Here is a 12,677-nt window from a genome sequence, read left to right as displayed (position 1 = left end):
CGCTGAATGCGCACGCGCTACGCGGCGTGATGATGTGGCTGGGACGGGTACTGCACGCCGCTATCCGCGCGGACTGGCAAAAAAAATGTAATCATCCATGCCACCCAATGCGTAGACACAGCTGCTCGCTGTTGCTGAATCATGGCAGAATCGAAGCGTTGTTCTATAACTAATGGCAACCAAGACCCACCAGGAAGAGTGACGTCATGTTAAGACAGAAACCGTTTTTCGCCATCGGCCTTGCGCTGGTTATGTTCAGTGGCACCGGCGCCCGGGCCGGTGAGCAGATGGACAGTGCCCGTGCCTACACTGACCAACTGGATAAATCCCAGCCCCTGCACGTACACCTGTTCTCTACGGAAGATGCCGACCTCGGCAACCCCCGGCACGAGGATACCGCCAGGACCATGGCCAGGTCAGCGCCCCACCTGCTGGCCACGGATATCGTCGCCTCACTGCGCGAGGCGGGTTTTACCGCCGTCACGCTGGATGAATCAGAAGATGCACCCGCAGCCAATACCCTCAGCCTGACCGGGCACTTCACCCGCCTGGACCCGGGTAGCCAGAACCTGCGCGTCTGGGTCGGTTTTGGCGCCGGCGAGAGCAAGGTGTGTATTTCCGGCCAACTGACGGACGCCGGCGGCACCAAGCTCGCGGATTTTGCCGATTGCCGCAATGGCCTCGGCTGGGGCAGCAGTGAACCCCAGGGCGCAAAGGGCGCCATGATCCTGGGCGACCGGGTGGCCGCATTTATCGCCGGCCTCGCCGATAGCGGCGCGCCGTAGCATCGCCGGGGCCGCCTGCTAGCGTCTGCCGGAGACGCTGGCGGAACGCCCTGTTTTCGCGTCAATGGGTGTTGTCCACAACACCCGCAGGATAAAGATGAAGACGGCCAGCACCACTGCCATGGCAACAGGGTGTTTATCCACGTAGAGATAAAACTCGTAGAGCACCTCGTACAGGGCGGCCATCTCGGGGATGAACCAGAGCACGCCCACAGTACCGATCGCATAACGTATGCTCAGACCCACCTCGCGCTGCTGTGTCAGCTTGAACGCCAGGTATATCCCCCACATCACGATCAGGATTGATCCGATATAGGTGACCGGGTGATACAGGCCGAACAACCTCGGATCGATCAGTATCAGCATCACCACGTACATGAACCAGGTCACGTAGAAGTATTCAAAGGCCGCGACCCGGGCGACGTTGGGCCGATAGCCCTGGGTTGGTTTGCCCACCACTTCCAGGCCGATGCGGCGGCGGATCCACAGCAGCATGCGGCAGCGTACATCCTTGTTCAGCATGATGAACAACAGTGTCACCAGGCAGAAAATCCCGCTGGCCTGCAGCAGCACGTGCTCGCCGAGCAGGCCCGCCATCCTGTTGCCCTCCTCGGGCAGGAAGGTCGGAATCTCCTCGTATCGGGCCAGCAGTGGCAGCCCGCTCTCGAACCAGGACATCCACACCAGCACCGCACCCAGGTAGCCCTGTATGGTGCCCTTGACCTCATCCTTGCCCATGCCGCGGATGATCAGCCAAACACCCAGGCAGCCGATAAGGCCGGGGACCCAGTATTTCCACGGCGCCGGCAATACGTAAATGGTGATCACCGTGTAGGTGTGGGCCAACATCTTTTCCGCCACCATGAGCAGTAACAGCATCAGCCCGAGCACCGGCGGTCGGCGCAGGGCGCCGGCAAATCTGCCGGCGGTCGGCTGTGTCTCTGTCAGTGAAGCGTCCATGATCAGAACCGGTAGCTGGCGCGAATGCCAAAGGTGCGTGGCTTGGGCAGTACCACATTCGCCGCTGAGGTCACGCTCTGGGTGTCCGGCAGCAGACCGTAGTCCACATTGGTCACGCCGCTGTCCGCTTTGTCCTCGTCAAACAGGTTGGTGACATAGAGCGTGGCGTCCCAGGTGTCGTTGCCGATGCCCGCATAGAAGTCTGCTATCCAGCGAGACGGCAGCCAGGCGCGGTTGCCCAGGTCGACGTAGCGCTTGGACTGGTAGTTTCCGATAAGTTCCACGTAGCTGTCCCAGTCACCGAGGCCGAATTCATAGCGCCCGGCAAGCAAGGCCGCGTGTTCCGGCGCATTTATCACCTGGTTGCCGCTGAAATCAGCGTCGCTGTTACCGGCAAGGGCTAATGAGTTGGCATCCGGCACACCGCCCGCTTCCAGCAGGATTTCACGGGTATTGAAATCGGAGTACTCGGAGTCCGAGTACACATAGGAGGTGGTAATCGACAGCCCATCAAGCAGGATCGAGTTCCACACCAGTTCGAACTCGGCGCCCTTGACCTCGGTTTCACCGGCATTGAGCACGGTGGTATTCAGCAGGCCGGTAGCGGGGTCGGTAAAGAAGTACGGCACCTGCTGGTCGGTGTAGTCGTAATAGAACACGGCCGCGTTGAAGCGAATACTGTCGTCGCGCCACAGCGACTTGTAGCCGAGTTCATAAGCCCAGAGTTCTTCCGGCTTGTACTCGCCAGTAGACACGTCGCCATTGGCATCGACCGTGGACACGCCGCCGGGCTTGAAGCCCTTGGCCGCGGAGACGTAGAGCAACTGGTTATCATCCAGCGACCAGTCAACAATCGCCCGCGGAACAAACTCCGTCTCGCTGACCGAGTTCTCGGTCATCTGGCCAGGGCCGAAAATAAAGCCCCACGCGGGGTCGCTGCCGAACAGGGAGAAGAAGGAGACATCCTCAGCGCGCCCTCGGTAGTCGATGGTTTCGTCGATATAACGGCCCTCGAAGGTGAAGGTCAGGGATTCTGTCAGGTCATAGGCCAGGCTGCCGGCCAGTGACCAGTGCTCGGTTTCGCGGGCCAGCGGCGTGGCCGGGGTGTTGCCCGGGCCGGTGGCGATCTCCGTGATGCCCGGAGGCGGCAGGTAGAAGAATACGAACTCATTGAACAGATCGAGCACAGATTGCTTGTCGGCGCCTTCACGCAGCCACCACTCGTCATCAAAGGCCACATCCATGTCTTCCTGCCAGTACAGCGCGCTGACCATCCAGTGCCAGCGGTTGTGATCACCGGCAACCCTGATTTCATGGTTCCACTGCTCGGTGTCCACCTGTTGCTGCGACATGGCGGACATCCCGAACTGGCTGCCGAAGCCCGGCATGCCGAAGATGCTGTAGTCGGTCATGTCGAAATCCTGCTGCATCTGCAACTGGTTGTCGGTGTAACCAAACAGGTAATTGACGGCGAACGTATCGTTCGCCCAGCTCAACTCCAGGTGCAGCCGGGTGTTGTCTACCTCAGAGCCCTTGAAGTCCCTGCCGGTGCGCGGGTCCGCACTGAGATCAATATCCTTTTCCCTGGCTGACAGTTCGCCGGTAACGATCGGCCGGCAGGCAGGCCCCATGCCAAAGCTGTCCCAGTAGGGTTGCTGGCGGTCGGCTCCGTTACAGGCTGTGCCATCAAACGCGTAAGGCAGCTGGGTCGCATTGTCGGTAACCGTTCCCGTGGCCAGGAAATTCACTGCGGGATCAAACTGCTCGCTCACGGAACGCACAAAGGCCTCGGCACGCGGGCTGAACTCATCTTCCGAATGCTCGGCCCGGAAGTAGGCACTGAACTCTTCGTTAATGTTCCACTGCAGGGCCAGCGATCCCCCCTGGGAGTCACCGTCACCCAGTTCCGCTCCGGTGTTGGGATTGTCGTACCAGCCCGACTGGTCGTAGCTGGACAGGGTCAGGCGCCCGAGCAGGGTGTCGCTAACCAGCGGACCCGACATCGACAGGCCGAGGCGATACGTGCCGTGCTCATCGTAGTCACCGTCGACGCTGCCTTCGAATTCTTCGCTAGGCCGGCGGGTGATGTAGTTCACCGCGCCGGAGAAGGCGCCGCGGCCGTAGAGCACGCTCTGCGGCCCCTTCACCACTTCCACTCGCTCCATGTCCAGCAGTCGCAGGTTGGCGGTAATGCCGCCGCCGGCGACCGTCATCGCCTCACTGGAAACATCCACGAAGTCCACCAGGATGGCGACGTTCGGGCGACCGCGCGCGGCATTGACGCCGCGGATGGACGGCCGCGTGTCATTGGGCAGCGCGCCCACGTCGAAGGTCAATGCCGGGGTATAGCGAGCCACGTCCTGGGTAGAGGCGATGTCCAGCTGGGCGATACGCTGGGCGTCCAGGGCATCGATGGCAATAGGTACGTCCTGCACGCTTTCGACGCGCTTCCTGGCCGTTACTACCACTTCTTCCAGCGAATCCACGCCGGATGTTTGTGCGGCAGCGTGCTGCGATAGTTGTGCACTGGCAATGGCGACAGCCAGGGCCAGATAGCGAGTGTTGATCCCGGGATTCATAGCGATGCCCTCTGATGTGATTACGTTGCCCTGGGTAGCCCCAGGAAGGTTTTCGTTATTATTGAGATGCTATGAATACCTAAAATTGACCGTGCGGTCAACTTTTTATTGACCGCCGCCCTGACACGGCGATAAGGTCATCTCCGGCGATCTCTTGTAGACTGCGAACGCTATCACCATCGGAGCATCCAGGTTGGGCAAGTCCAGTACAAACCCCGCTGGCAAGCGCGAGAAAGGCGCCAAGGCGAAGGCGACACAGCAGCGAATTATCGATGCCTTTGAGCGCGTGCTGCTCAAGGAAGGGGTTACCGGTTTGGGCATCAACGCCGTGGTGGCGGAAGCCGGCGTGGGCAAAGGCCTGGTCTATCATTACTTTGGCGGGCTGGAAGGGCTGGCGGAAGCGTGGATGCGTCGTGCTGACCTCAAGCCCACGGCAGAGGAAATCGCCGGCGGCGATCTGGACGAATTTCGCCAGCTACCGACCAGTGAACGGCTGGCGAAAATCTGCGCCAATTATGCCAGTATGCTGCGCAATCGCCCCGCCGCCTGTCATGTACTGTCTGATGATCTGCGGCCCGGCGCCACATTGCCTGGCCTGCTGGAGGCAGTGCGCAAACAGCTGGGCGAGTCGCATGAAGCACTGATTACCCAGGACCCCGACTTCCACAACGATGACGACATGGCCAAGGCCTTCATACTGCAGGCGGCGGCAAACTACCTGGCTCTGCGCGCCAACAGCGCACCCAGTTTCAACGGTGTCGACCTCGACACAGAGGCGGGCTGGGAACAGATCACCAGCATGCTGGAACGGGTCGCGAAGCTCAGCAGCTGACGCAAGGACCCTGTTCCCATCAGCGCCACAACATCGGGATTACTGAATGGACTGGAAAATCTTCATCACGGTTTTTGCCACCGTCTTTATCGCCGAACTGGGTGACAAGACCCAGTTGGCGACCATGCTTTTCGCCGCTGACAAAGAGGTCAACAAGTACCTGGTGTTCGCGGCAGCCTCGGGCGCGCTGATCGTGGCGTCGGCAATAGGGGTACTGGCGGGCAGCCTTTTGTCTGAGTACATTAACGAGAAGCTGCTGCACTACATCGCCGGTATCGGTTTTATCGCCATCGGCCTGTTCACCCTCTACCGCGCCTGAAGTCTTTTCCCGCCAGCGCTATCTGACCATGGAGCCCGATACCCATTCCTAGCAGGGACCCGCACCGGCGCGATCAGCGCAGTTATCGCAATGCGTTTCGATCGGCTGACTACCGGCGATATTTTCCGGCCGGCGTATTTTCCACCCTGGGCAGCTGGACGCTGCGCTTCCTGCTCGGCTGGAGCGCCTGGGAGCTGACAGCGTCGGCCACCTGGGTCGGCGCGGTGGCCGGACTCATGCTGGCACCCGCGCTGGTGCTGTCCCCGGTATTCGGCATCGTTGCCGACCGCGTCAATCCGCGCAACGGCCTGCTGATCACCGTGATCCTGCAGGGTGCCGTGGCGGCAGCCGCGGCTACCGCCATGCTGCTGGACCTCTACGCCCTGCCCGCTTTGCTGCTGTTTGCCACCGCCCTGGGGGTGGCCACCTCGGCGCACACACCGCTGCGGCTGGCCCTGGTGCCCGCGCTGGTACCGCGCGAGTCACTGCCCAGCGCCATCGGCTTTTCCGCGATCACCTTCAATACCTCGCGCATACTCGGGCCGGCACTGGGCGCCTGGCTGCTGAGCGTCGCCCACGCCGAGGCGGCCTTTATCGCCGCCGCGCTGCTGATGTTCTGTGCCCTGCCCTTCCTGATGATCATTTCCGGCGCGCCGCGCGGCCCGGAGTCAGCGGCGCATGACCGCTTCCTGGTGCAGCTGGCCGACGGCTGGCATTACACCCGTCGCCACGCCCCCATTCGCCTGGTCTTTGGCTTCACCCTGGTCAATGCGCTGCTGGGCCGCACTGTCATCGAACTACTGCCGGCCCTGTCCGGGCAGTTGCTGTCCGGGGGGCCAACCACCCTGGCCACACTGACCGCCGGTGCCGGGCTGGGCTCGATATTGGGCGGGCTGCTGGTCAGTCGCCAGGGCAGCGGCGAGGAGCGCCTGCTGCGTCTGCTCGGCGGGGCGCTGGCCACCGGGGCGATCCTGGTGGCCGGCCTCGGCTATGCCTCCAGCCTGCAGGCAGTGGTTGTGGTGATCGCACTGGTCAGCCTGATCACCACTGTCGCCGGCACCACCAGCCAGGCACTGGCACAATTGCTGGTAGATGATGCCTACCGCGGACGGGTCTTGAGCCTGTGGACCATGCTGGCCATGGGTGCCCCGGCACTCGGAGCGCTGGCCATGGGCTGGCTCGCCGACCGGTACAGTTTCCCACCCGCGCTGCTATGTTTCGCGGTGCTGTCCATGCTCATGCTGGTATGGCTGTATTCACGGCGACGCAAACTGCGGGCCGATTCGGCTGGATAGCGGCAAGGCTCTGCGAAGGTGCCGGCCCGCGAGTTTAACGGGGGGAGTTGAATCTTGCCGGGTGCTGCAGAAATCGCCCCGGCACCGGCGGCCGGGGCGTGAACGGGGACAGCCCTGGATCAGAAGTCCATATCGGGCATGCCGGCGCCGGCTGCCGCGGCCTTGGGCTCGGGCCTGTCTGCCACCGTGACCTCGGTGGTAATCAACAAGCCGGCTATGCTGCCGGCATTCTGCAGCGCCGAGCGAGTGACCTTGGTCGGGTCGATGATGCCCATCTCGAGCATGTCGCCGTAGTCCTCGGTCTGCGCATTGTAGCCGTAGCTGCCCTCGTGCTCGCGTACCTTGCTGAGCACAACGCTGTCTTCCACGCCCGCGTTGAGCGCGATCTGGCGGAAAGGCTCTTCCATGGCCCGCAGGGCGATCTTGACGCCCATGGCCTGGTCCTCGTTGGCGGTGTCTACCCCGTCGCGGACAGCGTCGGCAATACGCACCAGGCTGACGCCGCCGCCGGGCACGATACCCTCTTCCACCGCGGCACGGGTGGCATGCAGGGCGTCGTCAACGAGGTCCTTCTTCTCCTTCATTTCCACCTCGGTGGCCGCGCCGACCTTGATCACGGCAACACCACCCGACAACTTGGCCAGCCGCTCCTGCAGCTTTTCGCGGTCGTAGTCGGAATTGCTGTTGTCGATCTCGGTGCGGATCTGCGCCACCCGCGCCTCGATATCGCCAGCTTCGCCGGCACCCTCAACGACGGTGGTGTCGTCCTTGGTGATCACCACGCGCTTGGCACTGCCGAGCTGTTCCAGCGTGGTGCTCTCCAGACTCAGGCCCACTTCCTCGGAGATCACCGTGCCGGCGGTGAGCACAGCAATGTCCTGCAACATCGCCTTGCGGCGATCACCGAAGCCGGGAGCCTTCACTGCTGCGACCTTGAGAATGCCGCGCAGGTTGTTCACCACCAGCGTCGCCAGCGCCTCGCCCTCGATGTCCTCGGCAATGATCAGCAGCGGACGACCGGCCTTGGACACTTCTTCCAGCACCGGCAGGATGTCGCGGATATTGCTGATTTTCTTGTCGAACAACAGCAGGTAAGGGTTTTCCAGCTCTGTCTGCATCTTGTCCTTGTTGGTGACAAAATACGGTGACAGGTAGCCACGATCGAACTGCATACCCTCGACCACATCGAGTTCGTTTTCCAGGGATTTACCTTCCTCGACGGTGATCACGCCATCGCGACCGACCTTTTCCATAGCCTTTGCCAGGATGTCGCCGATGTCGGCGTTCCAGTTGGCAGACACGGTGGCCACCTGGCCGATGGCCTTGTTGTCATCGCAGGGCTTGGACAACTTGTGCAGTTCATCGATGGCCGCCTTTACCGCCGCATCAATGCCGCGTTTCAGGTCCATGGGATTGAAACCGGCGGCAATAGCCTTGTGGCCCTCGCGGATCATGGCCTGGGCCAGCACGGTAGCGGTAGTGGTGCCGTCGCCCGCTACATCGGCGGTCCTGGACGCCACTTCCTTCACCATCTGCGCACCCATATTCTCGAACTTGTCCTTAAGTTCGATCTCCTTGGCAACGGATACGCCGTCCTTGGTGACCTTGGGCGCACCGAAGCTCTTGTCCAGGATCACGTTGCGCCCCTTGGGCCCCAACGTGGCCTTCACCGCATCGGCGAGCACGTTCACACCACGCAACAGGCGCTCACGGGCATCTTCGGAAAACTGGATTTCTTTGGCACTCATGCTGCTTCCTCCACAGATTGCTCATGTTCAACAACTGCCAGGATGTCCGACTCCCTGATAATCAGCAGTTCCTCGCCGTCGATCTGGCAATCGGACGAGGTGTACTTGCCGAACAGGACGCGGTCACCCACGGCCACGGTAAGCGGGCGAGTCTCGCCGTTGTCCAGCAATGCGCCTGGACCCACGGCCAGTACTTCGCCCTGGTTGGGCTTCTCGGTCGCTGCGCTGGGCAGCACGATTCCACCGCGGGTAGTCGTCTCAGCTTCAATTCGACGGACTACCACTCTGTCATAGAGGGGTTTGATAGCCACTATTCGATCCTCCTTTACAAACGAATTGTCGATTCAATCAAGCCCGGGAGGCGCGATAGGGCCTCCCTGATTCGCGTCATAGGTTCAGCTAAAAAAAATTCAAGGGGCGCTGTAAAAAAATTTCCTGGCCTGAAACGAAGACAAGTCACTCACCGGGGCGAGAGGACAATTCCATTTCGGCTCCTTGGTCCCGCGGGGTCAACGGTTCAGGGTTCGAACGGCCAGGATACTCACCTGAACCGTTGACCCCGCAGGACCCTGCACCATCCGGGTCACCCATAACAATCGGAGAGTCTCTCCAGCGACAATTCCCGGGCCCTTGCCCGGTTGATTTGCATTGGATTTTTCTTATATTTGGGGGGTAACAGGAGGGCCGCCATGCGCGAATACACCAACGAGCCGCCGCTGACCGAGACCACGCTCGCGGCATACTTCAGCGAGCGCCTGCACGACTACGCCCAACGCTTCGATCCGCCGCCGCATACAGACACCTGCTGGTATCTCAGTAACATGCTGGAGCGCTTCGGCCGCAGTGAGCACCTGTTCCTGTACGAGGAAGGGCGCTACGACCTGCGGCCGCTGGCTCTGCTGTACAGCGACGCCCAGGAGGCCGCCAGTGATCGCGAGCGCTGCCTGATGCTGCAACAACTGGGTGACATGGCGCTGTTTCTCGGCAGCCTCTTCCCGCAGCGTTTCCGCCGTCGCGGCATACGCCAGGACTACGTGGTGGGCATGGGCGGTGGAGCCTATGACTACCTCGCCGGTAACGCGCGGCACAACCGGCATGTCTTCGCCGAGCTGGCGACAATGTTCCCGAGAATGCTGGAAATGGTGGCGAATGCCTGTTCAGTGGAACACGAGCTGAGCACCGAAGAGGTCATGGGGCTGTACCAGCGCTGGCTGGACACAGGTGATCCCGTGCTCGCCGGCCAGCTGCAGGCCCTGGGCATTAACCTGTCGGGCAGTTCGTCGCTGCAATAGGCCCGCGGCAGGGCCTCAGTCGGCGCGAGAGCCGTTACCCAGCCCGGCTGCGGATACCATCACGTAGTAGAGCCAGCCGCCCACTGCGCCGGCAGCGCCCTGGCTGAGCAGGCCAATCGGCGTCCGCGTGGGCGCCACCGGGGCAATGCCGAGCAAATTGTTCATCAGCAAGTGCACGGCGAGAATGCCGACAAACCCGGCAGCGGCATACAATAAAGCCGAAGGGCGCACGAAACGACTGAGCAGCAGGCCGGTAAACAACCAGGCAACCAGCAGTGCGACGGCCACCAGCGGCAGATAGACCTGACTCATGCCACCAATGTCATCGAGCAAGGTGGCAATACGCTCGGCAAAACTCACCGGAAAACCCAGTTCGGTGATCCGCGCTATATTGAGCTGCGATATAAACAGCACCGCGGTGATGTACGCACTGATGGTGCCGGCCGCGAAAGCCAGAATCCTGTTCCACATTGCTCTGCTACCCGATTGCTTTTCCCGTAGTATGATTCACCAGCACTCTACAACAAAGAGATACTTATGCGGACCCGTTGCTTTTACCTGTTGCTCCTGATCCTGGCCGCCCCCGTAGCCACCGCGAACAGCTACAGCCTGACCACAGTGGCCGCAGGCATTCCCTACCCGTGGAGCATCGCCTTCCTGCCGGACGGGCGTTACCTGGTGACATCGCGCCAGGGCAGTCTCCACATCGTCAGCGCTGACGGCCGCGTCGGTCCCGCGCTGGCCAACACCCCCGAGACGTATTTCGCCGGCCAGGGCGGCTACTTCGATGTGGTACTCGACCCGGAGTTCGGCAACAACCGTACGATTTACCTGTCCTTCGCCCATGGACAGCCGGAAAACAACGCTACCAGGGTGATTCGCGCCACCCTTGAAGACGACAGGCTCGCGGACGTAACCCCCATTTTTACTGCCGCCACGCCCAAGGCCACCCCACAGCACTACGGCGGCCGACTGCTGCTAATGAGCGATGGCACGCTGCTGCTGACCACGGGTGATGGCTTTGACTACCGCGAGCAGGCGCAGGACACCTTTGGCCACCTGGGCAAGGTCATTCGCATCAACCGTGATGGCAGCGTACCCGCCGACAATCCGTTTGCCGATGGCAGGGACGGTGACCCGAAAGTCTACGCGTACGGCCTGCGCAACCCACAGGGCCTGGCCCTCGACGCCACCAGCGGGGACATTTACCTGCATGAGCACGGCCCCAAGGGCGGCGATGAACTGAACCGGGTCACGCCGGGCAGCAATTTTGGCTGGCCGGTCACCAGCTACGGGGTGAACTACTCCGGGGCCCGCGTATCGCCCTTCACCACACACCCGGGGATCACGGACCCGCTTTTCTACTGGGTGCCCAGCATCGCGCCCTCGGGGCTGGCAATCTACCGTGGCCGGGCGTTCCCGGCCTGGCGTGGCGACCTGTTTATTGGCGCCCTGGTCGACAGGGAGGTGCGTCGCCTGCAGATGGAGCAGGGACAGGTGGTGGCGCAGGAGTCGCTGTTCAGCGAGCTGGATGAACGCATCCGCGATGTCCGCGAGGGTCCCCAGGGTGCTCTCTACCTGCTCACGGACGGTGACAGTGGCAAGATTATCCGCGTCACGCCGGACCGGTAAGCCGGCGCCTGTGACCGTGCCTGTTCTGCCAACCCCCCGCACGTGTGCCGCGGGGACATGACGCACCTGCCAAAGCGGGGCCTGCGCGCGGCACTGGCACTGTTCGCCGGGGTTCTGGTGGTAGCTGTCGCCTGGGGCGGCAACCTGGATACGCAATCCTCCGAATATATGGAATCCGCCATGCTCGGCGCCGGCGCCATCTACGCCACAGCCCGTGGCATCAACGCCGTGGTCTCGGTATTGCAGGGCACGGAACTGGATGCCTTCCTGGTCACCTTCTCTGTGGGCGAATTGCTGGACCCGGTGAACGATCTGATCGAGCGGTTTTCCGGTGTGATGCTGGTGGCGCTCGCCTCACTGGGTATGCAACGCCTGCTGCTGGAGATCGCCACCCATAGTCTCTTCAACGCAGCGCTCACACTGGCAGGTGCGGGCACAGTCATTGCCGCAGTCTGGGGCGACCGGGACCACTACCAGACCTGGTTGAAGCTGTTTCTGGTGGCGCTGATCCTGCGCTTTGGCCTGGCACTCACCGTGCTGATGAGCACCGCCGTGGACACGTTTTTCCTGCAGGAAAGGGAACAGGCCAACCACCAGAGCATGATCGCTTTCTACAACACCACCAGTGCAGCGAGCGCTGCCATCGAGACCGGCGAGACACTGGCGGAGGACCTCGAAGCGGCGCGTGTGGCACTGGCTGCGACCACTAGCGCCCTCGCCGATGCGCGCACCAGCCTGCAGTCCGCCAGCGCTGAACTGCAACGGCAGCAACAGCTTCTGGCCACGCTGGATGCACGCCCGATCTGGCAGCGCTGGCTGACACCCGAGGCGGATAACGTGAAGGCGCAACAGGAGGTCGTGCGCACCACTGGGCGGCGTGCAGCCAACCTGGAGCAGTCCGTTGCAGAACTGGAGGCGTCCGCGGCAGTGCAGGCAGAGAATGTGCAATGCCTGGAAAAACGTTCGCGCGGAGAGGCCTGTTCGATGCTGGAGGGCATGGTCAACAAGGCCGGGGACGTCCTCGCCAGCGCGAACCCGGCCAGGCAGGCGTCTTACATACGCAACAAGATTGAGCGCATCGCCGGACAGATGGACGAGTTCGCCAGCAGCGTGGTGTACCTGCTGGCGTCAATGCTGCTGAAATCCATAGTGTTCCCGCTGCTGTTCCTGCTCATTATTTACCGCCTGTCGAAAGGCGCGCTGCAGCATGTGCTTTGAAACATGGAACAATCCGT

General features: G+C 61.9%; 12 protein-coding genes. 7 read left to right on the top strand and 5 right to left on the bottom strand.

What is annotated here, in order from left to right; genetic code table 11:
* Nucleotides 1-206: 206 nt before the first annotated feature.
* The gene (locus F0M18_RS10160) at nucleotides 207-785 is read left to right on the top strand and encodes a DUF4410 domain-containing protein (protein WP_149611320.1); all 579 of its coding nucleotides are present in this window, start codon (nucleotides 207-209) and stop codon (nucleotides 783-785) included.
* Between the two features lie 18 nt (nucleotides 786-803).
* On the opposite strand, the gene F0M18_RS10155 is transcribed toward F0M18_RS10160, so the two are convergent.
* Together F0M18_RS10155 and F0M18_RS10150 are read right to left on the bottom strand one after the other, a co-directional pair.
* Nucleotides 804-1,745, bottom strand: coding sequence for a hypothetical protein (locus tag F0M18_RS10155; protein WP_149611319.1), 942 nt, complete (start codon nucleotides 1,743-1,745; stop codon nucleotides 804-806).
* 2 nt (nucleotides 1,746-1,747) lie between these two features.
* Nucleotides 1,748-4,324, bottom strand: coding sequence for a TonB-dependent receptor (locus F0M18_RS10150; protein ID WP_149611318.1), 2,577 nt, complete (start codon nucleotides 4,322-4,324; stop codon nucleotides 1,748-1,750).
* 193 nt (nucleotides 4,325-4,517) lie between these two features.
* Between F0M18_RS10150 and F0M18_RS10145 the strand changes: the two genes are divergently transcribed.
* The 3 genes from F0M18_RS10145 to F0M18_RS10135 are packed head-to-tail and all read left to right on the top strand — an operon-like array spanning nucleotide 4,518 to nucleotide 6,770.
* The gene (locus F0M18_RS10145; RefSeq protein WP_188109674.1) at nucleotides 4,518-5,156 is read left to right on the top strand and encodes a TetR/AcrR family transcriptional regulator; all 639 of its coding nucleotides are present in this window, start codon (nucleotides 4,518-4,520) and stop codon (nucleotides 5,154-5,156) included.
* 46 nt (nucleotides 5,157-5,202) lie between these two features.
* Entirely contained in the window at nucleotides 5,203-5,475 is a 273-nt protein-coding gene (locus tag F0M18_RS10140) for a TMEM165/GDT1 family protein (protein ID WP_149611316.1), read from the top strand.
* 38 nt (nucleotides 5,476-5,513) lie between these two features.
* Nucleotides 5,514-6,770, top strand: coding sequence for an MFS transporter (locus tag F0M18_RS10135; RefSeq protein ID WP_316838470.1), 1,257 nt, complete (start codon nucleotides 5,514-5,516; stop codon nucleotides 6,768-6,770).
* 119 nt (nucleotides 6,771-6,889) lie between these two features.
* On the opposite strand, the gene groL is transcribed toward F0M18_RS10135, so the two are convergent.
* On the bottom strand, nucleotides 6,890-8,518 hold the full coding sequence (gene groL / locus F0M18_RS10130; RefSeq protein ID WP_149611314.1) for a chaperonin GroEL: 1,629 nt from the start codon (nucleotides 8,516-8,518) through the stop codon (nucleotides 6,890-6,892).
* Nucleotides 8,515-8,829: a co-chaperone GroES gene (locus F0M18_RS10125; RefSeq protein WP_149611313.1), complete on the bottom strand. Its 315-nt coding sequence runs from the start codon at nucleotides 8,827-8,829 to the stop codon at nucleotides 8,515-8,517. The genes groL and F0M18_RS10125 overlap by 4 nt, the downstream gene beginning before the upstream one ends.
* A gap of 378 nt (nucleotides 8,830-9,207) precedes the next feature.
* Between F0M18_RS10125 and F0M18_RS10120 the strand changes: the two genes are divergently transcribed.
* On the top strand, nucleotides 9,208-9,810 hold the full coding sequence (locus F0M18_RS10120; protein WP_149611312.1) for a hypothetical protein: 603 nt from the start codon (nucleotides 9,208-9,210) through the stop codon (nucleotides 9,808-9,810).
* A gap of 15 nt (nucleotides 9,811-9,825) precedes the next feature.
* On the opposite strand, the gene F0M18_RS10115 is transcribed toward F0M18_RS10120, so the two are convergent.
* Nucleotides 9,826-10,281 (bottom strand): hypothetical protein, encoded by a 456-nt coding sequence (locus tag F0M18_RS10115; protein ID WP_149611311.1) that lies wholly within the window; start codon nucleotides 10,279-10,281, stop codon nucleotides 9,826-9,828.
* A gap of 66 nt (nucleotides 10,282-10,347) precedes the next feature.
* Between F0M18_RS10115 and F0M18_RS10110 the strand changes: the two genes are divergently transcribed.
* Entirely contained in the window at nucleotides 10,348-11,442 is a 1,095-nt protein-coding gene (locus F0M18_RS10110) for a PQQ-dependent sugar dehydrogenase (protein WP_149611310.1), read from the top strand.
* Nucleotides 11,443-11,499: 57 nt separating this feature from the next.
* Entirely contained in the window at nucleotides 11,500-12,660 is a 1,161-nt protein-coding gene (locus F0M18_RS10105) for a hypothetical protein (RefSeq protein WP_149611309.1), read from the top strand.
* The last annotated feature ends 17 nt before the right edge of the window (nucleotides 12,661-12,677 follow it).

The organism is Pseudohalioglobus sediminis (assembly GCF_008370495.1).
GTDB lineage: Bacteria > Pseudomonadota > Gammaproteobacteria > Pseudomonadales > Halieaceae > Halioglobus.
Note: the sequence above shows the minus strand (reverse complement) of the source record. Positions and strands in the feature narration are given on the sequence as shown.

What these genes read in the sequence shown, in the direction of transcription:
- F0M18_RS10160 (WP_149611320.1), top strand. Translation starts at nt 207, where the DNA reads ATGTTAAGACAGAAACCGTTTTTCGCCATCGGCCTTGCGCTGGTTATG.
- F0M18_RS10155 (WP_149611319.1), bottom strand. Translation starts at nt 1,745, where the DNA reads ATGGACGCTTCACTGACAGAGACACAGCCGACCGCCGGCAGATTTGCC.
- F0M18_RS10150 (WP_149611318.1), bottom strand. Translation starts at nt 4,324, where the DNA reads ATGAATCCCGGGATCAACACTCGCTATCTGGCCCTGGCTGTCGCCATT.
- F0M18_RS10140 (WP_149611316.1), top strand. Translation starts at nt 5,203, where the DNA reads ATGGACTGGAAAATCTTCATCACGGTTTTTGCCACCGTCTTTATCGCC.
- groL (WP_149611314.1), bottom strand. Translation starts at nt 8,518, where the DNA reads ATGAGTGCCAAAGAAATCCAGTTTTCCGAAGATGCCCGTGAGCGCCTG.
- F0M18_RS10120 (WP_149611312.1), top strand. Translation starts at nt 9,208, where the DNA reads ATGCGCGAATACACCAACGAGCCGCCGCTGACCGAGACCACGCTCGCG.
- F0M18_RS10115 (WP_149611311.1), bottom strand. Translation starts at nt 10,281, where the DNA reads ATGTGGAACAGGATTCTGGCTTTCGCGGCCGGCACCATCAGTGCGTAC.
- F0M18_RS10110 (WP_149611310.1), top strand. Translation starts at nt 10,348, where the DNA reads ATGCGGACCCGTTGCTTTTACCTGTTGCTCCTGATCCTGGCCGCCCCC.
- F0M18_RS10105 (WP_149611309.1), top strand. Translation starts at nt 11,500, where the DNA reads ATGACGCACCTGCCAAAGCGGGGCCTGCGCGCGGCACTGGCACTGTTC.